The organism is Phocaeicola dorei (assembly GCF_013009555.1).
Classification (GTDB): domain Bacteria; phylum Bacteroidota; class Bacteroidia; order Bacteroidales; family Bacteroidaceae; genus Phocaeicola; species Phocaeicola dorei.
In genome coordinates, this window is record NZ_CP046176.1 from 892406 (window position 1) to 915946 (window position 23541).

Below are 23541 nucleotides of genomic sequence, written 5' to 3' on the forward strand. Positions count from 1 at the left end.
AATGAAGAAGACAGTACCTTATATTACAGGCGACGGAGTGGGAGTGGAAATCACTCCAGCCATGCAAGCCATAGTGAATGCAGCCGTGAAAAAGGCATACGGCAGCGAACACGAAATAGAATGGATAGAAGTGCTGGCAGGTGAACGTGCTTTCAACGAAACAGGTTCCTGGTTGCCGGATGAGACGATGGAGGCTTTCAAGAAATATGGTGTGGGCATAAAAGGTCCGTTGACTACTCCGGTAGGAGGTGGTATCCGTTCCTTGAATGTGGCTTTGCGCCAGACGCTGGATCTGTATGTGTGTCTGCGCCCCGTACGTTGGTTCAGCGGAGTGGTATCTCCGGTGAAAGAGCCTCAGAAGGTGGATATGCATATTTTCCGCGAAAATACGGAAGATATTTATGCAGGTATAGAATGGGAAGCCGGAACACCGGAAGCTGAGAAGTTTTATCGTTTTTTGCATGATGAAATGGGAGTGGCTAAGGTGCGCTTTCCCGAAAGTTCTTCGTTTGGCGTGAAACCGGTATCCAAAGAAGGAACGGAACGTCTGGTACGTGCGGCATGTAAATATGCTTTGGAGCATGGCTTGCCGTCAGTGACGTTGGTGCATAAAGGAAATATCATGAAGTTTACTGAAGGCGGCTTCAAGAAATGGGGATATGAACTGGCGGAACGTGAATTCGGAGATGCCATTGCGTCAGGCAAGTTGGTGATAAAAGACTGCATAGCCGATGCATTCTTGCAGAATACGTTATTGATTCCCGAAGAATATTCGGTGGTGGCTACCTTGAATTTGAACGGAGATTACATCTCGGATCAGTTGGCTGCCATGGTAGGCGGCATCGGAATTGCTCCCGGAGCGAACATCAATTACAATACCGGTCATGCCATTTTTGAAGCAACTCACGGTACGGCTCCCAATATTGCCGGAAAGGATGTGGTGAATCCTTGTTCATTAATCCTCTCGGCTGTCATGATGTTGGAACATTTTGGCTGGAATAAGGTGGCGGAGCTGATAGTGAATGCCTTGGAATCCAGTTTTGGCGAGGGACGTGCCACACATGACCTTGCCCGTTTTATGCCCGGAGGTGTCTCGCTTGGCACGTCGGCATTTACAAAAGAAATCATAGAAAGAATAAACTCCTAAAAACTCACGGATATGAAGAAAGAATATATCATTTACAAGCTCTCCGAGGAAATGAAGAATGCAACCCGGATTGAGAACGAATTGTTCAAGAAGTTTGATGTAAAACGCGGATTGCGTAACGAGGACGGCACTGGTGTTTTGGTAGGGTTGACCAAGATAGGCAATGTAGTAGGGTATGAACGTATTCCCGGCGGAGGATTGAAGCCGATTCCCGGCAAACTTTTCTATCGTGGGTATGATTTGGAAGATTTGGCACATAGTATCATTAAGGAGAAACGTTTTGGTTTTGAGGAGGTGGCTTATCTGTTATTGTCCGGTCATTTGCCTGACAAGGAAGAGTTGGCTTCTTTCTGTGAGTTGATTAATGACAATACTCCGTTGGAACAGAAGACCAAAATGAATATCATTGAGTTGGAGGGAAATAACATTATGAACATTCTGGCCCGTAGCGTGCTTGAAATGTACCGTTTTGACCCGCAGGCGGATGATACTTCGCGTGATAACCTGATGCGTCAGAGTATTGACTTGATATCCAAGTTCCCGACCATTATTGCATACGCTTATAACATGTTGCGCCATGCCACGTATGGTCGTTCGTTGCATATCCGTCATCCGCGTGAAAAACTGTCTATCGCAGAAAACTTCCTGTATATGTTGAAAAAGGATTATACGGAACTTGATGCGCGCACGCTTGATTTGCTGTTGGTACTTCAGGCTGAACACGGAGGTGGTAATAACTCTACTTTTACCGTCCGTGTAGTTTCGTCCAGCCGTACGGATACTTATTCGGCCATCGCCGCAGGTATCGGCTCGTTGAAAGGTCCGCTTCATGGAGGGGCAAATATCCAGGTGGCGGATATGTTCCATCATTTGCAGGAAAATATCAAGGATTGGACGAATGTGGACGAAATTGATACTTACTTTACCCGTATGTTGAATAAGGAAGCGTATGATAAGTCCGGTCTGATTTATGGTATTGGCCATGCGGTCTATACGATATCCGATCCTCGTGCTATTTTGTTGAAAGAATTGGCTCGTGACTTGGCAAAAGAAAAAGGCAAGGAAGAAGAATTTGCCTTCCTGGAATTGTTGGAGGAACGTGCCATTGCTATGTTCGGAAAGATTAAGAATAACGGCAAGACGGTGTCCAGCAATATCGATTTCTATTCAGGTTTCGTATATGAAATGATTGGTCTGCCACAGGAAATATTTACACCTTTGTTTGCGATGGCTCGTATCGTGGGGTGGTGCGCACACCGCAATGAGGAGCTGAATTTTGAAGGAAAACGCATTATTCGTCCGGCATACAAGAATGTGTTGGAAGAACTGGAATATGTGCCTTTGAAACAGAGATAACGGTTTAGAGGCACCTCGGTTGGCGATAAGCTTTGGTATTATTGTTTTAGCTTGGAGGCAATAAGGTCTGTATTGTTGTAAAGAAAAGTAAGATATCTTCGTGGGCAAAGTAAGATATGTTTCCGAGCAAAGTAACACCACATATTTGTTCCACGAAGATATCTTACTTTTTTCAGTGAGATATGGTCGTTCATAATACTCTATATAGAGTACCTTGAAAAATCCTTCAAATCTTTCAGCCTGCTCGCAAATGCCCTGTCCGTCGGCTTTTCGGCTGAAGAATTGGGTTCGGGAATCCTTCAGCCAGACCGGTGTTCTTCCAGTTCTTAGGGAATTGGTTTTTCTGAAGGATATTTTCCGGCTGAAACATTTCACAATGCATATCCTTCAGCCGGAATGCCGACGGGCAGGGCGTTTGCGGAATGGCTGAAAGATCTGAAGTAAAAATAAGGCGTTTCGGCATGTAGATACCGTTATGGGAAAAAACAACAGGTCAAATTTTAAAAAGCTCTTGTTCTTTCAATGAAAACGTCTTGTTCTTTTCTGAAAAGAACAAGGCCTTTAAAAAAAAGAACAAGACGTTTGAAAGGTTAGTAACGTGTATGCCGGAAGGTTAATAACGTGTGGGATGATACGTTACTATTGAATATGTTACAATTATAATTCATTATATTGCATACTATACATATCAAAACCGTCAGCCCAATAATTGCGTTTGATTTCATTCAGTGTGAATCCTTGCTTTTCATAGAATTTATATGCTAATTGCGAGGTTCGGACTGTTATTTTTTTGATACTGGGAATAGCCTTTAAAACCTCAATTCTGTATCTTAAAAGCTTTTTACCTAAAGATTTGCCTTGATAGTCGGGATGCATAATATCCCAACTTATTTTTCCAATGGTTCTTTTTTCTGCGAAATTTATCCCGCCGCATCCAACCACTTTCCCGTCAACGAGCAAGACATAATAGAGCTCTATTTCTTTATCCAAATAATTGCTCAAATCATTAACTTCCTCTTTTGCAAAGAAGTTGGGTGTGTTTAATTTAATTAAATTCATGACAACTTCTTTATCTGTCGTCAAATATTCTCTAATTACAATTGAATTATCTTGTGTCATAGAACTTTCGTTTGAAATTTATTGGTAAAGATAGTGATAAAAACGAGAGTTAGAGCGGATAGGTTCAAGAAGGTTGAAAATAAAGGTTTTAGCGAGAATTTGACTGCAAAGATGAACCCAAGCGAAACCCTTCTCGAAGCCAATTGAAACCGGAGTTGCGTTACCATCCCGTTACTCTGTTCCGAATGGTAAAGGCGGTTTTGGGAGGATTTCAAAACGCTGAATTACAGGCACGATTCGGGAATCTTCGACTGTAAAAACGGTCGGATTTTCGGATTTTGGGCTTGCTGCCGTGAAAAAAGTCTGTTTTCCGCCTCGATTGCACTGATTCGCTGCGGTCTGCATTTCGTCGAACAGCTCTACAAGTAATAATTTTGTTTCATTAAAAATCGTAGAGTTATGAGATCGACATTCAAAGTTTTGTTTTATCTGAAATGCAATGCCCCGAAAAAGGACGGGCTTATTCCCGTCATGTGCCGTATCACGATAAACGGCAAAATAGCCCAGTTCAGTTGCAAGCTGGACGTGGAGGAGAAGTCGTGGAACGTGGAGTTAGGCCGTGTCTCCGGCCGCAGCATCGCTGCACAGGAGGCCAACCGTATGCTGGATAAAATCCGTGTAGGTATCAACCAAGCCTACCAGAAGATCGCCGACCGGGATAATTATGTTACCGCCGAGAAAGTGCGCAACGCCTATCTCGGTTTGGGGATGAACCATGAAACACTACTGGCGGTATTCCGTCAGCACAACGAGGATTACGGGAAGCAGGTGGGCAAGCTCAAAAGCCCGCGCAGCTATTGGAAATACTGCACCATGTACAAACACCTCTCGGAGTTCGTCGAAAAGCGGTATAAGGTCAGCGACATCGCGTTCAAAGAGCTTACTCCGGCATTTATCACGGACTTCGAGTTGTTCCTGCGGGTAGAAAAGAATCACTGCAACAACACGGTCTGGTCTTATATGATGCCGTTCCGGAAAATAATCTATATGGCCGTCAATAACGGTTTGTTGCAGCGCGACCCGTTCTTCGCGTACAGCATCACGAAGGAGGAGACCAAACGGGGTTTTCTGACCCAAGAGGAAATCACACTCCTGATCAACGGCACATTCAAAAAGAAAAGCTACGAGCTGATCCGCGATCTGTTCATCTTCTGCACCTTTACGGGTTTGAGCTGGACGGATATGGCGAACCTGACGAAAGCCAACCTGCGCACCTCGTTCGACGGGCATCTGTGGATCGACACGAACTGCCAGAAAACAGGCGTCGAAACGAATATCCGGTTGTTGGACGTTGCCAGACACATCATCGAGAAATACGACGGCATGGCCGAAAGGGACAAACTGCTGCCAGTTCCCTGTTACGCCAACTGCAAGAACGGCATCAAAGCAATAGCGAAGAAGTGCGGTATCGAAAAGAACGTCACGTGGCATTAAAGCAGGCATATTGAATTGCCTTTGTCGCTGAATTTGAATAGATTGCAAAGATTAGTTTCTTGATAGGTAACGATTTGGAAACGAGTGAAGTTCTGTATTTTACCTCGTCTTGCATTAAATCAAAAGAACGCCTTTTTGCAATGCAAAGATAGTGATTAGAATTGATTTACAATAAACTTCATCCTGCAAAATCGTGCAAAATCGCAGATTCCTGTGCATTTTTATTGTTCAAATACTGCTAACTTCACTAAAAATGAGTAACTTTGCAAACTAACAAGTATTGGTTTTGCCATGGTTATAAGAATGATAAAATTGACATCACTATTTGTCAATACGGAAAATTATAGATTTGAGCCTTTATCATCACAAAAAGAAGCAATAGATAAGATGATAGAGGATCAAGGGGATAAATTATATTCTCTTGTGGACGATATTGTAACCAATGGTCTTAGCCCCGTCGATTTGATTATTGTAACACCCAACGAAGACAGCAATAAGTATGTTGTACTTGAAGGAAATAGGCGAATAACGTCATTAAAACTATTAAATAATCCGACACTAATAGATGACAAATACTCTCCTTTAAGGAAGAAATTTCAGAAATTACAAAAAGAAAAACCTAATGCTATTTCTGAATTGAAGAATATTGCTTGTGCTGTTTTTGAAACCCCTACTGAAGCTGATATATGGATAAAACGTAAACACTCTGGAGAACTTAATGGTATCGGAACTGTCACTTGGAACGCTCAACAAAAGCAAAGATTCGAGGAGAAGACAGAAGGAAAATCATCAATTCCATTGCAAATTATCACTTTGCTGAAATCACAAGAAGAGGTTTCTGATACGATTAAGGATTCATTATCTAAATTAAACATTACCAACTTGCAACGTTTGATGTCGGATCCATATGTTAGAGAACACCTTGGCTTGGAAATTAACAATGGAATTTTAGTTTCAAAGGTTAAAGTGTCCGAAGTCATTAAGGGGCTTTTAAAAGTTGTTACAGACATTCTGAATCCGGAATTCAAAGTTTCTGATATCTATAACAGAGAAAAAAGAAAGCAATATATTGATAATTTTGACAAGAGTCAAAAGCCAGATTTGTCTAATGAAGCATCTGAACAATGGAGTGTTCAAGATATTGAAAACAATAAAGAACAAGCATCAAGAAATAGCGAGAAACAAGAAATAAAAGGGGATAAAAACAGGAAAACAAGAAACAGAGGAGCTTTAGTGCCCAAGTCTTTGAATTTACATATCAGTAACCCGAAAATTAATAAAATTTTCGAGGAGCTAAAACATGTTCAGGTCAAGACATGCCCCAATGCATCTTCAGTCCTTTTAAGAGTATTTTTAGAACTATCTGTTGATGCCTATTTGGAGAAATTTGATTTAGTAAGAAACAATGCTATTACAGCTTGTTCTTCTGGTGAAAGTTTGCAAGGGAAAGTTGGTAAAGTCTTAAATCATATGACCCAATTAGGAACAATGAGTAATGACTTATCAAAGGGCATAAGGTCTGAAATAAATGATAAAAATTCAGTTCTTTCAATCGAATCATTGAATGCATATGTTCATAACGAGTTTTTCTACCCTAAAGCAGATAATTTGATTACTGGATGGGACAACATAGAAAGTTTTTTTATCCAATTGTGGGAATCAATAAAAAATAAAGAATAATATTATGGAATTTCTATCACCTTTAAGATACCCTGGCGGTAAGGCTAAAGTTGCTGATTTCGTACAATGCTTAATCAAAGAAAACGCATTGCTCGATGGCACTTATGTTGAACCATATGTTGGAGGTGGTTCCGTTGCATTATCTTTGCTCTTTAATGAATATGTCAGCGACATACATATAAATGATAAGGATATATCTATTTATGCCTTTTGGTATAGTGCCTTAAATAACGTGGATGCTCTCTGCAAGATGATAAAGGATACCCCTTTAAATGTTGAAACTTGGTTTAAACAAAAAGAAATTCAATCCAATAAAGAGAATTCTGACTTGTTAGAATTAGGCTTTTCTACATTCTTCTTGAATAGGACTAATCGCTCAGGAATCTTGAAAGCAGGAGTCATTGGCGGTTATGACCAAACTGGAAATTATAAGATTGATGCAAGATTCAACAAAGAAGATTTGATAAAAAGGATTCAACGTATAGCAGATTATGCAGATAGAATCCATTTAACAAATGAAGATGCTGTTTCTTTAGTACAACGGTTAAAAAATGAATTACCGTATAATACGTTATTTTATTTAGACCCACCATACTATGTAAAAGGTAAAGGACTTTATCTGAATTACTATAATGATACAGATCATCAAAATATAGCTAACACTATAAGTGAGATTGCAAATTGTAAGTGGATTGTCTCTTATGATAATGTACCATTCATAACCAGCCTATATTCAAAATATAGACAGCAATGTTTTGAATTGAATTATAGTGCGAGTAATTCCGGGAAAGGTAAAGAGATAATGGTATTTTGCGATGGCATAGTTATCCCCAAACACAAACTATTTAACCATTCTACAAAGTGAAAATAACGCACATTCATATCGAAAGATTTCGAGGATTTCAAAATGAAGATTTTGAAGTAGGCTCTTTGTTAACAGCAATTGCAGGGCAAAACGGAACTCAAAAGTCAACATTACTTGGTATTATAACACAAACTTTCACTCTTAAGACAGAAGATTCTATGAGAGTTGAAAAGCCCTTGTGTGGTGGTAGTTATATTTCCGCATTCAAAGATAAGTTTAGGTTATCACCTACTTTTGATAAACCAAAAGGTCATGAATGGACTATTTCCTTTGATGCAGGAATGGATGATTTTACTGTTGAAAGTATCAAACGAACAGGAGATCCTAATGTCCGTTTTTGGAAAAAAGGAGCTAGGCAAGAAGGAGATGGATACATTTCCTTCCCCACAATCTTTTTAAGTCTAAAGCGATTAGTTCCAGTGGCAGAGGAAGCTAAAATCATTACAGATGATACATTATTAACGCAAGAAGAACTAAATGAGTTTAAGCAATTGCATAATAAAATTCTAATAGCACAAACTCCCATTTCTTCCGCAACAACAATCACATCAAAAAACAAGCAATCTATAGGTGTATCCACAGAACTATACGATTGGAATCAAAACTCTATGGGGCAAGATAATTTAGGTAAAATTATCTTGGCGTTATTTTCTTTTAAAAGATTACATGACAAATATCCCCGACAATACAAAGGCGGTATTTTGGCCATTGATGAGATGGATGCAACAATGTATCCCGCATCCCAAGTAGAGTTGTTAAAGGTTTTGCGCAAATATGCATCTAAGTTGAATTTGCAAATTTTATTTACAACTCATTCAATGTCTCTTCTTAAGGCAATGGATGATTTAGTTCAAGAAGTAACTAAAAAAGAAGAAACAGCCAATCAAGCAAAGATCCTTTACCTTAAGAAGGTTGATGATAAGATTGCAATTAAACAGGGCGTGAACTTCAAAGGCATTCAATTGGATTTAAATGTTGTTGCAGAAGGAAATAATCGCAAGAAAAACAGAATTACAGCATATACGGAAGACAAGGAAAATATCTTATTTGTAAAAGCTATTTTAAAGAGCAAGGCTTTTGTGTTGGATTTTGTGGATGTAACATTACCATGTTCAACATTAATGGAACTTGTAACCAAAAGAGTGCCTGCTTTTATATATCCATATTCTATTGTTATATTAGATGGGGATGTTAGAATGAATAAAAATGATCTCAGGAAAATCAACAATGCAGATAACATTTTGATTTTACCGGGAAATAAGTCTCCAGAAAGACTATTGGCCTCTTATTTGTATAATCTATCTGATGTAGACCCATTATGGTCTAAGATTGCAGATGGGTACACAAAACAATTCTGTTTCCGAGAGTATTCCATGGAACAAATAAATGCAGGAGGTGAACTGGGGCGCCAAAATGCAAAAAAATGGTTTAATAGCCAATTAGAATATTGGGGGCGAAACGGTTGTAAAGTCCTTAATCCTTTTTTAAGTTCAATTTCTGAGGAGGCACAAGAGTTTAGAACAAATTTTGACAATATGATTAAACAGTATATCCATGACTAAACTTTCGGTGTCCACACTTCATTGTGGACACCGAAAGTTTAGTCATGAAATTGCTTGATATAAAATCTAGGTACATTTTATGTACGATCTTATCCCAACTCTTTTTTCTGTGTCTAAGTCTGGGTACAATAAAAAAGCATGTCCAGTTTGCTAATGGCGTTACGAGCTTCCTGTATATGTCTGATGCTGAAATGCAACGTGATGGTACTTTGATGATTGGCGGGGGAGGGAAGTCGGAAATCAATGGAAAACCTGTAGAAAATAGTACATTCCTCTCTAAGTAAAGCCTTCTCTGCGATAAAAATCGTATCCTTTTCTTGCAAAAAATCTCTTAATTGTTGCTTTCCTCTGATTTTTCCCTTAAATTTGTTAGTGACTTACTAAATTTAATACAGGGAGGAACGAGTATGGGACAACAGACTTTTGAATTTTTGCTATTGGCAATGTCCGCACTTGCGGTGATTGTATTTGTAGCCCTCTATTATGTACGTGCCGGTTATGGTATATTCCACACCCCGAAATGGGGACTTTCAGTGAACAATAAATTAGGTTGGGTGCTGATGGAAGCGCCTGTATTCCTTGTAATGCTTTATCTGTGGTGGAACAGCAGCGTGCGTTTTGATGCCGCTCCTTTCCTCTTTTTTCTTCTTTTTGAATTACATTATTTCCAGCGCTCTTTTATCTTCCCTTTCCTGATGAAAGGAAAGAGCCGGATGCCCCTTGCCATTATGTTGATGGGAGTGGTCTTTAATGTCCTGAACGGACTGATGCAGGGCGAATGGTTGTTCTATCTGGCTCCGGAAGGACTCTATACAGATGCCTGGCTCAGTACTCCTTCTTTTTGGTTTGGGATCATTTTGTTCTTTATAGGGATGGGCATTAATCTACATTCCGACAGTGTGATCCGCCATTTACGTAAACCGGGCGATACACGTCATTATTTGCCGCAGAAGGGAATGTACCGATATGTCACTTCGGGCAACTATTTTGGCGAGTTGGTGGAATGGATAGGGTTTGCCGTACTCACTTGTTCGCCTGCTGCATGGGTGTTTGTACTGTGGACGTTTGCTAATCTGGCTCCACGTGCTAATTCCATCCGTAACCGTTACCGGGAAGAGTTTGGTAAGGATGCGGTAGGAAAAAAGAAAAGAATGATTCCTTTTATTTATTGAATTTGAATAGTATATCGTTTCTGTTTCAGGAAATGATGAAAGCGAAACATAACATATGAATGATGAACTCTAAATTATTTACTCCCGCCTCTATCGGGCCGCTGACTTTGCGTAACCGTACGATTCGTTCGGCTGCTTTTGAGAGCATGTGTCCGGGCAATGCGCCGTCCCGGCAATTGAAGGATTATCACTGTTCGGTGGCAGCAGGTGGAGTGGGAATGACTACTATTGCTTATGCAGCTGTTACACAGAGTGGCCTTTCTTTCGACAGGCAATTGTGGATGCGCCCTGAAATTATACCGGGATTAAGGGAAATAACCGATGCGGTTCATAAAGAAGGAGCTGCTGCAAGTATTCAGTTGGGACATTGTGGAAATATGTCGCACAAAAGTATTTGTGGGGTAACACCCGTAGGAGCTTCTTCCGGTTTTAATCTTTATTCGCCTACTTTCGTGCGTGGCTTGCGCAAGGAGGAACTGCCGCAGATGGCAAAGGCATACGGTCAGTCGGTCAACTGGGCACGTGAGGCCGGATTTGACGCGGTGGAGATACATGCGGGGCATGGCTATCTTATCAGTCAGTTTCTTTCACCTTACACCAATCATCGTAAGGACGAGTTCGGTGGCTCGTTGGAGAACCGTATGCGCTTTATGGATATGGTAATGGAGGAAGTGATGCGTGCCGCAGGTAATGACATGGCCGTTCTGGTAAAAACCAATATGCGTGACGGTTTTAAAGGCGGCATGGAAATAGATGAAGCTGTGCAGGTAGCGAAACGGTTGGTACAAGATGGGGCTCATGCGTTGGTGCTGAGCGGAGGCTTTGTAAGCAAAGCGCCTATGTATGTCATGCGGGGAGCGATGCCTATAAAAAGTATGACACATTATATGAGCTGCTGGTGGCTGAAATATGGGGTACGTATGGTAGGTAAATGGATGATTCCGACAGTACCTTTTAAAGAGGCTTATTTCTTGGAAGATGCGTTAAGATTCAGAACAGAAATAAAGGAAATTCCGTTAGTATATGTGGGAGGGCTGGTATCTCGTGAAAAGATAGATGAGGTATTGGATGATGGTTTTGAATTTGTACAGATGGGAAGGGCGTTGCTGAATGAACCTGGTTTTGTGAATCGGTTGCGGACTGAAGAAAAGGCTCGTTGCAATTGCGGTCATAGTAATTATTGTATTGCGAGAATGTACACTATTGATATGGCATGTCACAAACATCTGGAAGAGAAATTACCCCTTTGCTTGGAACGTGAAATAGAAAAATTAGAGAACCAATGAGTAAATTAGCCATAATAACCGGTGCCGATGGAGGAATGGGTACTGAAATAACCCGTGCGGTAGCACAGGCCGGCTATCATGTAATAATGTTGTGTTACACTCTTTTTAAAGGAGAGGAGCGTAAGAACCAGTTGATTTTGGAAACTGGCAATAAAGAGATAGAAGTCAGACAAGTTGACCTTTCTTCCATGGCTTCTGTGACTAATATCGCGGACGACTTGTTGGGGCGCGGAAAGCATATCGATTTACTGATGAACAATGCGGGAACAATGAGTTCCGGCGGTTTGATTACAACGGAGGATGGTTTGGAATATACGGTAGCTGTGAATTATGTGGCCCCTTTTTTACTGACTTTGAAATTATTGCCTCTGATGGGACAAGGAACCCGGATTGTGAACATGGTTTCTTGCACGTATTCCATAGGGAAGATTACTCCTGAATTTTTGATTCGTGGAAAAAGAGGCAGTTTTTGGCGTATCCCTGTTTACAGTAATACAAAATTGGCTTTGTGGCTTTTTACCCGTGAACTTTCTGAAAGGCTGAAAACAGAAGGAATTACTGTCAATGCTGCCGATCCTGGTATTGTTTCTACCAATATCATCCGTATGGATATGTGGTTTGACCCGTTGACTGACATACTGTTCCGTCCTTGTATCCGTACTCCGAAGCAAGGAGCCGCGACAGCTGTCAGTTTGCTTTTGGATGATCGATGGAAAGAAGTTACAGGGCAAATGTTCGCTTCTTGCAAGCCTAAAAAAGTAAAGGATAAGTTTATGAATCATCCACAGGCAAGACAGCTTTGGGCGGATACGAAAGCATATTTGGAGAAACTGAAATTGGAGGAGCCAATTGTCTGAGAATTCCTTTAAATACATAAAAAGCCGTATCATTACTTAAAAGTAGAGTGGATACGGCTTTTATGGTCGGTGAAGAGTGTCTGGTTTCGGATTGCAGTGTAGTTGAGGTTATTCTTTCTTGGCTGCTTGTTCAGCCAGCATCTGTTCACGGCTTTTACTTTGAGTCACAATATAAACTCCCGTGAATACCAGTGCCACAGCTATTCCTTTGGCAATGCCGAAGGTTCCCATTCCTAACAAGATAGAGACACTGGTTCCTACGATAGGCTGCACATAGTTGTACATACTGATGACAGTAGGGCGCAATGTTTTCTGTCCGATCATCATCAGAATATAGGCAAGGAATGTTCCACCTACAATGACGTAGGCTACGCAGGCCCATGTAGAAGTGGAAATTTCGTGAAAATGTATGGTCGAGACCTCATGATAGGAAAATGGAATAAAGCAGATGGCTGCATAGGTGAACATCCATTTCATTAAAGTAAATATGTTGTATCTGCTGATCAGTCCTTTAAAAATAGCCAGATAGAATGAGAAACTGATTTGTGCCAACAGGCAAAGCAAATCTCCGGGAATACTTCCGCCTTTTCCATCTGTTGAGCCTTGACTGCTTAATATGAGTGTCAAGGCTCCGATGGAACCTAGAAAAATGCCAATCACTTTTTTCCCTGTAACCGGTTCTTTCAGATAAATGGCAGCGACAATCATAGTAGCGATAGGGGCTGTGGTTGTTACAATGGAAGCATCGATGGGGGAAGTCAGTGATAGTCCGAAAGTGAAACATCCCTGATTCAGGACGATACCCAATAATCCTGCAAAGAACAACATCATCAAGTCGTGCGGCTTTACTTGTTCTTTAGGAGCGAAAATAGAAGCTATCCAAAAACAGATAGCACCTCCTGTCATTCGAAATGTAGCGAGGGAAAGACCTGAAATACCGTTTTCTAACGCCGTTTTACCAATTGGGGACATCAATCCCCACATTATGGCAGCGCCTAGCAATGCCAAATGTCCTTTGTACTTTTGAATAGCCATTCTTTTTACCTTAAATAACAGTGCAAATGTAGGAGGTTTTTTTTATATTTTCTATCTTTGCTTATAAGTAAATCTATCAAAAATGAAAAAACAAGCTGATTATATAAAACGTATTGAGATAAAGCGGCTTTGGGGCCGTAAAGATATCTCATGGGAACTGCGTCCGGATGTCAATATTCTGAGCGGAGTGAATGGTATCGGCAAGAGCACTATCCTGAACAGATCTGTGAACAGTCTGACGGCTTTGGAAGGCGGAGCGTTGAGTAACGGTTCGACTCCCGGGGTACATTTTGTCTTTTCTCCGGAAGATGCGACCCTGATACACTTTGATGTAATCCGTAGTTTTGACCGTCCGTTGATTCATTCGGAACTTCTCGAAAAGATGGCGGATAAGAATGTTAAGACAGAACTGGATTGGCAACTTTATCAATTGCAGCGGCGTTATTTGGATTATCAGGTAAATATTGGTAACCGCATTATTGAGTGCCTTACTTCCGGTGGCCCTGACGGTCAGCTTCGTGCTGCCGAAATGTCTTACCCCAAGACAAAATTCCAGGATTTGATGGATGACTTGTTTGGTGAAACCGGTAAAAAAATCATTCGTAAAAGTAATGAGATTTTGTTTGAACAGGATGGAGATATACTTTATCCTTATCAACTGTCTTCCGGTGAGAAGCAGATTTTGGTTATCTTGCTGACGGTTCTGGTACAAGACAACCGTCGGGGAGTCCTGTTTATGGATGAACCTGAAGTATCCTTGCATGTGGAATGGCAGCAACGCCTTATTTCATTGATACGGCAATTGAATCCTAATGTACAGATTGTGTTGACAACTCATTCGCCTGCTGTGATTATGGATGGCTGGCTGGATGCAGTGACCGAGGTGAGTGATATTACAAAATAAACAATTTCTAACGACGATACTATGGGAAAAAGATTGTCCGAGAATCTGTCCTCCTTATATATTGGTGCGGCCAACAAATTGAAACCTAAATGTTCGCGACGCAAGATTATTGCATACGTTGAGAGCTATGATGATATTTCATTCTGGCGTACCTTGTTAGGTGAATACGAAAATGAAACTCGTTATTTCGAAGTGATGCTTCCTTCGAAAACCACTTTGGCTAAAGGTAAGAAGTCTGTGCTGATGAATGAACTGGGACCTCAGTTGGGACAAAATATGATAGCTTGTGTAGATAGTGATTATGACTATCTGTTACAGGGGGCTACCCATACTTCACGTTATATTATAAATAACAAATATGTTTTTCATACCTATGCATATGCTATAGAAAACTATCAGTGTTATGCTGAAGCATTGCATGAGGTTTGTGTCATGGCAACGTTGAATGACCATCCGTTGGTGGATTTTGTCGCTTTTATGCGTATGTATTCCCAAATAGCTTATCCGTTGTTCATTTGGTCGGTGTGGTTTTATAGAAAACATAATCTTTCCGAATTTTCTTTGCTTGACTTCTGTTCGTATGTGAAATTGGATAGAGTCAGTGTCTATCATCCTGAACGGAGTTTAGAGAGTATGAGCCGCAGGGTGAGGCGTAAATTATTGGAACTGGAACGCCGCCATCCGAAAGCCTTGGAGGAAATAGAGGCGATGAAGCGGGAATTTGCCAAATTGGGAGTGAATGAGGACAATACCTATATGTTTATTCAAGGACATCACATTATGGATAGTGTAGTGATGAGATTGTTAGTACCTGTCTGCAATGTGTTACGCCGTGAACGTGAAACGGAGATTAAAGAACTGGCAGAGCATAATATGCAGTTTCATAATGAACTGACCAGCTATCAGCGCCGGCAGTTGGGAGTAGACATTGTACTCCGCAAACATACCAGCTATAAGTTATCACCTCTTTATAAAAAATTGGAAGCAGATATAGAACGTTTCTTGAAACATATCTGAATCGGTTATTTCTTATGGGAGGCAAGTGCTTTGGCTATGAAATGATCTAGTGAGAATTTACCCGGTCCTGCTATATACAATAATATGAATACTACCAGATAAATAAAGGCTAATTCTTTAACGGCGAAAGGATCAGAACCATGAACAACAAAGAATGCGATACACATGGTGAAGATCATCGGAAGCATTGCCAAGCGATAAAGGAATCCGAAAATGAAAGCCATCGAACAAACCATTTCACCAAAAATAGCCAGTACCAGTGAAAGTTGGCTGCCTATTCCTAAAGGATCGGGAAAACTGCCGGACATGACATCGTAGTTGGCCCATTTCTGTACACCGTGCGACATGAGTAAAATACCAAACAGGATTCGTAAAGCTAATATCAGAAGTGACATAGCAGTGCCATCGGGCTTGGATGGAAATAAGAATTTATAAATGACTGACATAATACGTTTTTATTTTTTTGTTTATACTATATTTATATAAACGTAACAAAAGGGTGAAATGTTCAAATCATTCACTGTTTGTTTCTTTGGAGATGGTTGATTCGCTCATATTAATTTTTTATTGTAGAAAAACTCTTGAAACGAATGTCAGGACTTCGTGCAAAAGGAATAAAAAAAGAACAATTATAATAAATATTAGTTCTATATGGTATAATGTTTGTCGTACCTTAGGTAACGATAAAAGCTAACATACGAATATATGAAAACAATTAAATGTATTGGAGTGCTGACATCCGGAGGGGATGCTTCTGGCATGAATGCCGCTATCCGTGCGGTAACCCGGAGTGCAATTTGTAACGGATTTAAAGTGAAGGGTATTTATAGAGGATATGAAGGGCTGATTAATGGAGAAGTGAAGGAACTGACCACCCAGGATGTGAGCAGTGTTATTCAACGTGGAGGAACGATGTTGAAGACAGCCCGTTCTGCTGAATTCCAAACAGTAGAAGGACGCAAGAAAGCATACGATACTATGCAGCGAGAAGGAATTGATGCTTTGGTGATTATAGGTGGAAATGGTTCTATTACAGGAGCCCGGATTTTTGCGGAAGAATATGATGTGCCTTGTATCGGGTTACCTGGTACAATAGATAATGATCTTTATGGTACTGACTTTACCATAGGTTACGATACGGCTTTAAATACGATTGTGGAATGTGTGGATAAAATCCGTGATACGGCAACCTCTCACGACCGTATATTCTTTGTGGAAGTGATGGGACGTGATGCCGGTTTTCTGGCTCAAAACAGTGCCATTGCTTCTGGTGCTGAGGCAGCGATTATTCCTGAAGATCGTACGGATGTGGATCAATTGGAGAAATTTATCGGGCGCGGTTTTCGTAAGACAAAGAATAGCAGTATTGTTATTGTTTCCGAGAGTCCGAAAGACGGAGGTGCCATGCATTATGCAGAGCGTGTCAAGAAAGAATATCCTCAATATGATGTGCGTGTTACCATTTTAGGGCATTTGCAACGTGGAGGTTCGCCTAGTGCTTATGACCGTATTCTTGCCAGCCGTCTGGGGGCGGGAGCTATTGATGCCATATTGGAAGGGCAGCGCAACGTGATGATTGGCATTCATAACGATGAGGTGGTATATGTACCTTTTTCTGAGGCAATTAAAAAAGACAAGCCCCTTGATAAATCGCTTATCAAGGTGCTTGATGAATTATCTATTTAATGAAAATAATCATGAAAGGAGAAGCGGAAGTAATTCTTCTGCTTTTTCTATGATATGTGCCGGATGTAAGGCTTCCAATTCTGTGCGCGGCCGGAATCCCCATGCCACACCTATAGCTGTTACTCCGGCATGATGCGCTGTTTGCATATCTACATTAGAATCACCTACATAAAGTATATCTTCCTGTTTGACTCCTGCTTTTGTCATGATTTCGTTTATGATGGATGGATCGGGTTTTGCGGGGATACCTTCGCGTTGTCCCAGTACTTCCACAAAGTTTATTTCTGGAAAATAGTGTGCTATTAACTTTCGGGTAGCTGCTTGGTATTTATTGGAGGCGACCGCTATCATGATCCCTTGCTGTTGCAGTGTTTTTAATAATTCGGAGATACCGGGATAAGGGCGGCTTAAATCGGCATTGTGCTCATCATAATAAGGGATGAATTGTGAACGTATCTTTAATACATTCTCTTCCGTACGCTCCCCTTCAGGCAGAGCACGCTCAAATAATTTATTGATTCCGTTTCCTACAAAAAAACGGTATGCTTCCATTTCATGTGTAGGATAGCCATAATACTGTAAGGCTTGGTTGGTGGCGGCAGCTAGGTCGGCAATAGTGTTCAGTAATGTGCCGTCCAGGTCGAATATTACAAGTTTCTTCATATTTGTACTTCTTTTATCGGTGCAAAGTTACTATTTTTGTATGCAAACTAATAATAATGCTTATGAACTTTCTAGAATTAGTGAAGGCGCGCTACTCTGCACGCAAATATGCCAATCGTCCTATTGAGGCTGAAAAGTTGGATTATATCATGGAATGTGTACGTTTTGCACCGTCTGCAGTTAATTTTCAACCATGGCGTTTCCGTATTGTTACAGATGAGGCCGTACTGAAAACGTTGTATTCATGTTATAAACGGGAATGGCTTGCTACGGCTCCTTGTATCATTGTGGCTTGTGTGAATCATAATGAGTCTTGGCATCGGCGTGCCGATAATAAGGATCACGCTGATATTGACATTGCTATTGCAGTAGAACATCTTTGTCTGGCTGCTGCCGAACAAGGACTGGGTACTTGTTGGGTTTGTAATTTTGACACTCCGCGATGCAGTGAGGTTTTGGGATTGCCTGAAAATTTGGAACCGGCCGTCTTGATTCCGGTCGGTTATGCGGAGGATGAACCCACAGAAAAGAAGCGGAAACCATTAAATGAAATCCTTCTTTAAAAAATCACAAAAACACCTTTCGGAGTGCCATCGGGCAGGCAGATTTAATTTCCTTTTACAGTGGACGAAGGTACTATTAATCTCTTGGCCTGATGACTGTTCCGGATTTTAAGCTCATTCTTTTTAGTCTCTTCTTATTTTCTGATAATTTTGCATATTTTGTATTCCATTTATGATAGAAGTAAAGCCGAAATGGCTAAATTTGAGCACTTTTTAGGCTTTGAATAACCTATGAGTGTAGTAAGTACTATTAATAACACTAAAAATTATGGAGAACATAGGAGTTGGATTGATGTTGATGGTGGTCGGTATGGCGACTGTCTTTGTCATTCTCCTCATCGTTATCTATCTAAGCAAGTACCTTATTACTGTTGTCAACAAAGTGGCTCCCGAAGAAGCTCCTAAAAAAGCACCTGCTGTAGCACCTACGGCAGATACTGGTGCTATGGATGCTATTAAGGCGGCAGTTGAGATTTTGACGGCAGGTAAAGGTCAGGTGATAAAGATTGAGAAGTTATAATCCCAAAAAAGAAAAACACATTTATCAAAAATGGAAAGAGAAGTAAAATTTAGTCTGGTCTTTCGCGATATGTGGCAGAGTGCAGGTAAGTACGTGCCTCGTGTAGACCAGTTGGTTAAGGTTGCCCCGGCTATTATTGAAATGGGCTGTTTCGCCCGTGTGGAAACAAATGGTGGTGGTTTTGAACAAGTAAATTTATTGTTTGGTGAAAATCCGAATAGAGCTGTGCGCGAGTGGACGAAACCCTTCCACGAAGCAGGCATCCAGACCCATATGCTGGACCGTGCGTTGAACGGTCTCCGTATGAGTCCCGTTCCGGCAGATGTCCGTAAATTATTCTATAAGGTTAAACATGCGCAGGGAACGGATATTACCCGTACTTTCTGCGGATTGAATGACGTCCGCAACATTATCCCCTCTATCGGCTATGCTCATGAAGCCGGAATGATTTCACAATGTTCGCTCTGTATCACTTTCTCTCCGGTACATACTGTGGAATATTATGTGAATATGGCCAAACTGCTTATAGAAGCCGGAGCCGATGAAATCTGTATCAAAGATATGGCCGGCATCGGACGTCCCGTTTCATTGGGAAAGATTGTTGCCGGAATCAAGAAGATTAAAAATATTCCTATACAGTATCACTCTCATGCGGGGCCCGGATTCAATATGGCTTCTATTTTGGAAGTATGCCAGGCTGGTTGCGACTATATTGATGTAGGTATGGAACCATTGTCATGGGGAACCGGCCATGCTGATTTGATTAGTGTGCAAGCCATGTTGAAAGATGCCGGATTTAAAGTGCCCGAAATTAATATGGAAGCGTATATGAAAGTGCGTTCTATGATTCAGGAGTTTATGGATGATTTCCTTGGTTTATATATCAGTCCCAAAAACCGTCTGATGAATTCTTTACTGATTGCTCCGGGATTACCGGGCGGCATGATGGGAAGTTTGATGGCCGATCTTGAAACGAACCTGGAATCTATCAACAAGTATAAGGCAAAACGTAACCTGCCGTTTATGACCCAGGATGAATTGTTGATCAAGCTGTTCAATGAAGTTGCTTACGTATGGCCGCGTGTGGGCTATCCTCCTTTGGTAACTCCGTTTAGCCAGTATGTGAAGAACCTTGCCATGATGAATGTAATGGCTATGGAGAAAGGTAAGGAACGTTGGGGAATGATTGCCGATGATATTTGGGATATGATTTTGGGTAAAGCAGGACGTTTACCGGGTAAACTGGCCCCTGAAATTATTGAAAAGGCAGAACGTGAAGGCCGCAAGTTCTTTGATGGCAATCCTCAGGACAATTATCCCGACCAGTTGGAAAAATATCGTAAGATGATGCTTGAAAAACAATGGGATAAAGGACAGGATGACGAAGAACTGTTTGAGTATGCCATGCATCCGGCCCAGTATGAAGCTTATAAGAGTGGAAAGGCGAAAGAAGACTTCTTGGCAGATGTGAAGAAACGTCGTGAGGAGAAGGCGAATGCCACTATTCCTGTCGAAGCTGAAAACAAAACAAAAGTACTGACAGTGGATGTGAACGGACAACCTTATCGTGTTACAGTGGCATATGGTGCTGTAGATCCTGCTATGCTGACAGCTGCTTCGGGTGCAGTTCCTGCACAAACTGCTCCTGCTCCGGTAGGTGAAGGGAAAGATGTGCTTTCTCCGTTGGAAGGTAAATTCTTCTTGGTAAAGAATGCTCAGGAAACCCCGAAGAAGGTGGGTGAAAAGGTTAATAAAGGTGATGTGATTTGTTACGTCGAAGCAATGAAGACCTATAATGCGATCCGTGCGGAATATGACGGTACTATAACTGCTATTTGCGCTAATTCGGGTGACACGGTTTCAGAGGATGACGTATTAATGAAAATAGTATAATGGAAGATATATTTGAAAGACTTTATGATATGACTGCTTTCAGCAATATTATTGCTGAGCCGCAATTCTTGATAATGTATGCCATTGCGTTCATCTTACTTTACTTGGGTATCAAGAAAAAGTACGAACCACTGCTGCTGATTCCGATAGCTTTCGGAGTGTTGCTGGCTAACTTTCCCGGTGGTGAGATGGGGGTTGTCCAGGCCGATGAGAATGGCATGGTAATGGTGAATGGAGCACTGAAGAACATCTGGGAAATGCCGTTGCACGAAATTGCGCACGACTTGGGCCTGATGAACTTTATCTACTACATGTTGATTAAGACCGGTTTTCTTCCGCCTATTATTTTTATGGGGGTAGGTGCTTTGACAGACTTTGGTCCGATGTTGCGTAATCTGCGGCTTTCTATTTTCGGAGCAGCTGCACAGTTGGGTATTTTCACTGTATTGCTGGTAGCTATCTTGATGGGGTTCACTCCGAAAGAAGCGGCTTCATTGGGGATTATTGGTGGAGCAGACGGTCCTACCGCTATCTTTACCACTATTAAACTGGCTCCCCATTTGCTAGGGCCGATTGCCATTGCCGCTTATTCGTATATGGCTCTGGTACCCGTTATCATTCCGTTGGTTGTGAAAATCTGGTGTACGAAGAAAGAATTGAGTATCAATATGAAGGAACAGGAAAAGAAATATCCTTCTTCGGTAGAAATCAAGAATCTTCGTGTGCTGAAGATTGTATTTCCGATTGTAGTGACTACGGTGGTCGCTCTGTTTGTGCCAAGTGCAGTGCCTTTGATTGGTATGTTGATGTTTGGTAACTTGATTAAGGAAATAGGTAGTGATACTTCACGTTTGTTTGATGCAGCTTCAAATAGTATCATGAATGCGGCAACTATCTTCTTGGGGTTGTCAGTCGGTGCGACAATGACTACGGAGGCATTTTTGAACTGGACTACTATCGGCATTGTGGTAGGTGGTTTCTTGGCGTTTGCCTTGTCTATTTCCGGTGGTATCTTGTTTGTGAAGTTGATGAATCTTTTCACCAAAAAGAAAATCAATCCACTGATTGGTGCTACAGGTTTGAGTGCTGTGCCCATGGCCAGCCGTGTGGCTAATGAAATTGCTTTGAAGTATGACTCCAAAAATCATGTGCTTCAATATTGTATGGCAAGTAACATTTCAGGAGTTATCGGTTCTGCCGTGGCTGCCGGTGTGCTGATTTCATTCCTACAATAAAATACATTGTATTTAAATTATTCGGACACGAATTATACGGAAATTACAGGTGTTTTAGACAATACTGTAAAATCTGTATAGTTCGTGTTTTTTATTCATTCTCTCTGTATCGTTCTCCTAGCTAAAACAAATAGAATAGGCCCTCTCCTCACGAAGAAAGCCTATCATCCGATTAATGTTTAATATAAGAGAGAGTTTTATAGTCCTAACAGTTCATTGAACTTCTCTGCTGTTTTGGGATCTGACGGACGTGTCATATTAGCAGAGATGATGTTACCATCCCGATCCAGCAGGATAAAACGGGGAATGCCGTTAATGAGGTAAGCATCCATAAAGGTCCTGTCTGTTCCCATGTGTAACTGGATCCCTTTCAACTGCTCCTTTGTTACCATGTTCTCCCATGCCTTTTTGTTCTTGTCGCATGACAGGCTGACAAAATGAATATCCTTTCCTGCATATTTCTCTTCCAGTTCCTTTAACGCGGGAAGTTCTCCACGGCAAGGACCACACCAGGTAGCCCACACGTCAATATAGATATATTTTCCTTTCAAGTCAGTCATTGAAACCGTCTTTCCATTTATATCCGGATAGGAGAAGCTAGCTGCTGAGGGATTGCCTGATCTTAATTTTTCCCACTTGGTACAAAGTGCGTTGAATTTTTCTATGGACTTTGTATCCTTCACGTGTTTGCGGAATAGGACAATCAGTCCGTCTGCTTCATCCAGTCCGTTATTGTCTACAAAGTTATAAACAAATTGGTCAATCAGAAATTCTGCAACCTTTTCATCCTGTATGGTTGCATCTATGTAGTTTACACATTGTTCTGTTGAACTTGATGCAACCGTTTTTCCTTTATTACTAAAGGCGCTGATAGCATCGGGAAGGAAAGCCTTATATTCTTTCAGCGCTAATAAACCGGCATTGATCGGAGTAATAGCTTCCAGTTTCTCATAATATGCTTTGGAAGGAATATAGTTGTCATCCTTTCCAAAATGAGGATGATACAAAGCGTATTTGGAGAAATAATAATACGTATAGAATTGCAGACGTATTTTTTCCTGTGCAGTGAAATCGGCTGGAAGTTTTGCGGCTTCCAATACTTGGCAATTGACTGCATACAGGCTGTCTCCTTTGTGTATAAGGGCGGCTTCCTGCATTTTCATGTCGGGCATGCCGAGTGATCGGAGCTCTTTGCTTCCCAGATAGGTGTTGATAGCGGCGCCTGCTCCTTCAAAGGTTGTGTTTCTCCACATGTTATCACTGTCGAATGACAAAGTAAGGTCTTGATTAGGGTCCAAATAAAGGGTACGGCGTCCGCGTGTGTATTGCATGGTTACATATTGCGGAGTGAATCCCGTGATTTCTATGTTGCCGTTTCCTGCGGCGTCAATCGCTACTTCTTTTTGTTCGCCACTTTGGCTGAAAGTCAATATAACTTTGACCTTCTCATTGGGATTGGTGACCTTAAAAGTGAGCTTTGCAGCTTCCGCAGCAGTGAAGGTACTCAGCGCAAGGCCAAGTACCAGGATGGATTTTAGAGTTCTCAT

The 23541-nt window shown here is 41.3% G+C and carries 21 protein-coding genes and 1 pseudogene; 16 read left to right on the forward strand and 6 right to left on the reverse strand.

Going from position 1 to position 23541, the window contains the following annotated elements; all coding sequences use genetic code 11:
• Position 1: 1 nt before the first annotated feature.
• The gene (icd, locus tag GKD17_RS03460; RefSeq protein WP_007836194.1) at positions 2–1147 is read left to right on the forward strand and encodes an NADP-dependent isocitrate dehydrogenase; all 1146 of its coding nucleotides are present in this window, start codon (positions 2–4) and stop codon (positions 1145–1147) included.
• Positions 1148–1159: 12 nt separating this feature from the next.
• The gene (locus tag GKD17_RS03465) at positions 1160–2503 is read left to right on the forward strand and encodes a citrate/2-methylcitrate synthase (protein WP_005848990.1); all 1344 of its coding nucleotides are present in this window, start codon (positions 1160–1162) and stop codon (positions 2501–2503) included.
• 235 nt (positions 2504–2738) lie between these two features.
• Here GKD17_RS03465 and GKD17_RS03470 read toward each other — a convergent pair whose 3' ends face one another.
• The gene (locus tag GKD17_RS03470) at positions 2739–2966 is read right to left on the reverse strand and encodes a hypothetical protein (protein ID WP_007836193.1); all 228 of its coding nucleotides are present in this window, start codon (positions 2964–2966) and stop codon (positions 2739–2741) included.
• Between the two features lie 194 nt (positions 2967–3160).
• Positions 3161–3622, reverse strand: a complete 462-nt coding sequence (locus GKD17_RS03475) for a GNAT family N-acetyltransferase (RefSeq protein ID WP_005848970.1) — start codon at positions 3620–3622, stop codon at positions 3161–3163.
• A gap of 399 nt (positions 3623–4021) precedes the next feature.
• Here GKD17_RS03475 and GKD17_RS03480 point away from each other — a divergent pair.
• From GKD17_RS03480 to GKD17_RS03510, 7 genes and pseudogenes are all read left to right on the forward strand, one after another.
• Positions 4022–5053 (forward strand): annotated as a pseudogene (locus GKD17_RS03480) (phage integrase SAM-like domain-containing protein); the annotation flags it as partial.
• Between the two features lie 294 nt (positions 5054–5347).
• On the forward strand, positions 5348–6736 hold the full coding sequence (locus GKD17_RS03485) for a hypothetical protein (protein WP_007836184.1): 1389 nt from the start codon (positions 5348–5350) through the stop codon (positions 6734–6736).
• Positions 6737–6740: 4 nt separating this feature from the next.
• Positions 6741–7601, forward strand: coding sequence for a DNA adenine methylase (locus tag GKD17_RS03490; RefSeq protein WP_007836183.1), 861 nt, complete (start codon positions 6741–6743; stop codon positions 7599–7601).
• Positions 7598–9163: an AAA family ATPase gene (locus GKD17_RS03495; protein ID WP_007836180.1), complete on the forward strand. Its 1566-nt coding sequence runs from the start codon at positions 7598–7600 to the stop codon at positions 9161–9163. Before GKD17_RS03490 ends, GKD17_RS03495 begins: the two co-directional genes overlap by 4 nt.
• Before the next feature lie 407 nt (positions 9164–9570).
• Positions 9571–10335: a DUF1295 domain-containing protein gene (locus GKD17_RS03500; RefSeq protein ID WP_007836177.1), complete on the forward strand. Its 765-nt coding sequence runs from the start codon at positions 9571–9573 to the stop codon at positions 10333–10335.
• 59 nt (positions 10336–10394) lie between these two features.
• Positions 10395–11621, forward strand: a complete 1227-nt coding sequence (locus GKD17_RS03505; RefSeq protein ID WP_007836172.1) for an NADH:flavin oxidoreductase — start codon at positions 10395–10397, stop codon at positions 11619–11621.
• Complete coding sequence (locus GKD17_RS03510) at positions 11618–12478, forward strand: SDR family NAD(P)-dependent oxidoreductase (protein ID WP_007836171.1); 861 nt, start codon at positions 11618–11620, stop codon at positions 12476–12478. Before GKD17_RS03505 ends, GKD17_RS03510 begins: the two co-directional genes overlap by 4 nt.
• Before the next feature lie 108 nt (positions 12479–12586).
• On the opposite strand, the gene GKD17_RS03515 is transcribed toward GKD17_RS03510, so the two are convergent.
• The gene (locus GKD17_RS03515; RefSeq protein WP_007836169.1) at positions 12587–13513 is read right to left on the reverse strand and encodes a DMT family transporter; all 927 of its coding nucleotides are present in this window, start codon (positions 13511–13513) and stop codon (positions 12587–12589) included.
• An 82-nt stretch (positions 13514–13595) separates the two neighbouring features.
• Here GKD17_RS03515 and GKD17_RS03520 point away from each other — a divergent pair, with 82 nt between their 5' ends.
• Positions 13596–14417, forward strand: a complete 822-nt coding sequence (locus GKD17_RS03520) for an AAA family ATPase (RefSeq protein ID WP_007836167.1) — start codon at positions 13596–13598, stop codon at positions 14415–14417.
• Between the two features lie 21 nt (positions 14418–14438).
• On the forward strand, positions 14439–15434 hold the full coding sequence (locus tag GKD17_RS03525; RefSeq protein ID WP_007836159.1) for a DUF4435 domain-containing protein: 996 nt from the start codon (positions 14439–14441) through the stop codon (positions 15432–15434).
• Positions 15435–15439: 5 nt separating this feature from the next.
• On the opposite strand, the gene GKD17_RS03530 is transcribed toward GKD17_RS03525, so the two are convergent.
• Complete coding sequence (locus GKD17_RS03530; protein WP_007836156.1) at positions 15440–15880, reverse strand: DoxX family protein; 441 nt, start codon at positions 15878–15880, stop codon at positions 15440–15442.
• 259 nt (positions 15881–16139) lie between these two features.
• Between GKD17_RS03530 and pfkA the strand changes: the two genes are divergently transcribed.
• Entirely contained in the window at positions 16140–17120 is a 981-nt protein-coding gene (gene pfkA, locus GKD17_RS03535) for a 6-phosphofructokinase (protein WP_005845888.1), read from the forward strand.
• A 9-nt stretch (positions 17121–17129) separates the two neighbouring features.
• On the opposite strand, the gene GKD17_RS03540 is transcribed toward pfkA, so the two are convergent.
• Positions 17130–17783 carry an HAD family hydrolase gene (locus GKD17_RS03540; RefSeq protein WP_007836153.1) on the reverse strand — a complete coding sequence of 218 codons (654 nt, stop codon included), beginning with the start codon at positions 17781–17783 and terminating at the stop codon, positions 17130–17132.
• A gap of 62 nt (positions 17784–17845) precedes the next feature.
• On the opposite strand from GKD17_RS03540, the gene GKD17_RS03545 reads away from it, so the two are divergent.
• The 4 genes from GKD17_RS03545 (at position 17846) to GKD17_RS03560 (ending at position 21994) form a co-directional block, all read left to right on the forward strand.
• The gene (locus GKD17_RS03545) at positions 17846–18346 is read left to right on the forward strand and encodes a nitroreductase family protein (RefSeq protein ID WP_007840726.1); all 501 of its coding nucleotides are present in this window, start codon (positions 17846–17848) and stop codon (positions 18344–18346) included.
• A gap of 268 nt (positions 18347–18614) precedes the next feature.
• Positions 18615–18866 (forward strand): OadG family protein, encoded by a 252-nt coding sequence (locus GKD17_RS03550; RefSeq protein WP_007836150.1) that lies wholly within the window; start codon positions 18615–18617, stop codon positions 18864–18866.
• A gap of 30 nt (positions 18867–18896) precedes the next feature.
• The gene (locus GKD17_RS03555) at positions 18897–20759 is read left to right on the forward strand and encodes a biotin/lipoyl-containing protein (protein ID WP_007836148.1); all 1863 of its coding nucleotides are present in this window, start codon (positions 18897–18899) and stop codon (positions 20757–20759) included.
• Positions 20759–21994, forward strand: coding sequence for a sodium ion-translocating decarboxylase subunit beta (locus tag GKD17_RS03560; protein WP_007836146.1), 1236 nt, complete (start codon positions 20759–20761; stop codon positions 21992–21994). The genes GKD17_RS03555 and GKD17_RS03560 overlap by 1 nt, the downstream gene beginning before the upstream one ends.
• Before the next feature lie 197 nt (positions 21995–22191).
• Here GKD17_RS03560 and GKD17_RS03565 read toward each other — a convergent pair whose 3' ends face one another.
• On the reverse strand, positions 22192–23541 hold the full coding sequence (locus GKD17_RS03565; protein ID WP_007836144.1) for a TlpA family protein disulfide reductase: 1350 nt from the start codon (positions 23539–23541) through the stop codon (positions 22192–22194).

Excerpts from the sequence above, each read along its gene's own strand:
- icd (WP_007836194.1), top strand. The coding sequence starts at position 2 with ATGAAGAAGACAGTACCTTATATTACAGGCGACGGAGTGGGAGTGGAA.
- GKD17_RS03465 (WP_005848990.1), top strand. The coding sequence starts at position 1,160 with ATGAAGAAAGAATATATCATTTACAAGCTCTCCGAGGAAATGAAGAAT.
- GKD17_RS03470 (WP_007836193.1), bottom strand. The coding sequence starts at position 2,966 with ATGCCGAAACGCCTTATTTTTACTTCAGATCTTTCAGCCATTCCGCAA.
- GKD17_RS03475 (WP_005848970.1), bottom strand. The coding sequence starts at position 3,622 with ATGACACAAGATAATTCAATTGTAATTAGAGAATATTTGACGACAGAT.
- GKD17_RS03485 (WP_007836184.1), top strand. The coding sequence starts at position 5,348 with ATGGTTATAAGAATGATAAAATTGACATCACTATTTGTCAATACGGAA.
- GKD17_RS03490 (WP_007836183.1), top strand. The coding sequence starts at position 6,741 with ATGGAATTTCTATCACCTTTAAGATACCCTGGCGGTAAGGCTAAAGTT.
- GKD17_RS03500 (WP_007836177.1), top strand. The coding sequence starts at position 9,571 with ATGGGACAACAGACTTTTGAATTTTTGCTATTGGCAATGTCCGCACTT.
- GKD17_RS03505 (WP_007836172.1), top strand. The coding sequence starts at position 10,395 with ATGATGAACTCTAAATTATTTACTCCCGCCTCTATCGGGCCGCTGACT.
- GKD17_RS03510 (WP_007836171.1), top strand. The coding sequence starts at position 11,618 with ATGAGTAAATTAGCCATAATAACCGGTGCCGATGGAGGAATGGGTACT.
- GKD17_RS03515 (WP_007836169.1), bottom strand. The coding sequence starts at position 13,513 with ATGGCTATTCAAAAGTACAAAGGACATTTGGCATTGCTAGGCGCTGCC.
- GKD17_RS03520 (WP_007836167.1), top strand. The coding sequence starts at position 13,596 with ATGAAAAAACAAGCTGATTATATAAAACGTATTGAGATAAAGCGGCTT.
- GKD17_RS03525 (WP_007836159.1), top strand. The coding sequence starts at position 14,439 with ATGGGAAAAAGATTGTCCGAGAATCTGTCCTCCTTATATATTGGTGCG.
- GKD17_RS03530 (WP_007836156.1), bottom strand. The coding sequence starts at position 15,880 with ATGTCAGTCATTTATAAATTCTTATTTCCATCCAAGCCCGATGGCACT.
- pfkA (WP_005845888.1), top strand. The coding sequence starts at position 16,140 with ATGAAAACAATTAAATGTATTGGAGTGCTGACATCCGGAGGGGATGCT.
- GKD17_RS03540 (WP_007836153.1), bottom strand. The coding sequence starts at position 17,783 with ATGAAGAAACTTGTAATATTCGACCTGGACGGCACATTACTGAACACT.
- GKD17_RS03545 (WP_007840726.1), top strand. The coding sequence starts at position 17,846 with ATGAACTTTCTAGAATTAGTGAAGGCGCGCTACTCTGCACGCAAATAT.
- GKD17_RS03550 (WP_007836150.1), top strand. The coding sequence starts at position 18,615 with ATGGAGAACATAGGAGTTGGATTGATGTTGATGGTGGTCGGTATGGCG.
- GKD17_RS03555 (WP_007836148.1), top strand. The coding sequence starts at position 18,897 with ATGGAAAGAGAAGTAAAATTTAGTCTGGTCTTTCGCGATATGTGGCAG.
- GKD17_RS03560 (WP_007836146.1), top strand. The coding sequence starts at position 20,759 with ATGGAAGATATATTTGAAAGACTTTATGATATGACTGCTTTCAGCAAT.
- GKD17_RS03565 (WP_007836144.1), bottom strand. The coding sequence starts at position 23,541 with ATGAGAACTCTAAAATCCATCCTGGTACTTGGCCTTGCGCTGAGTACC.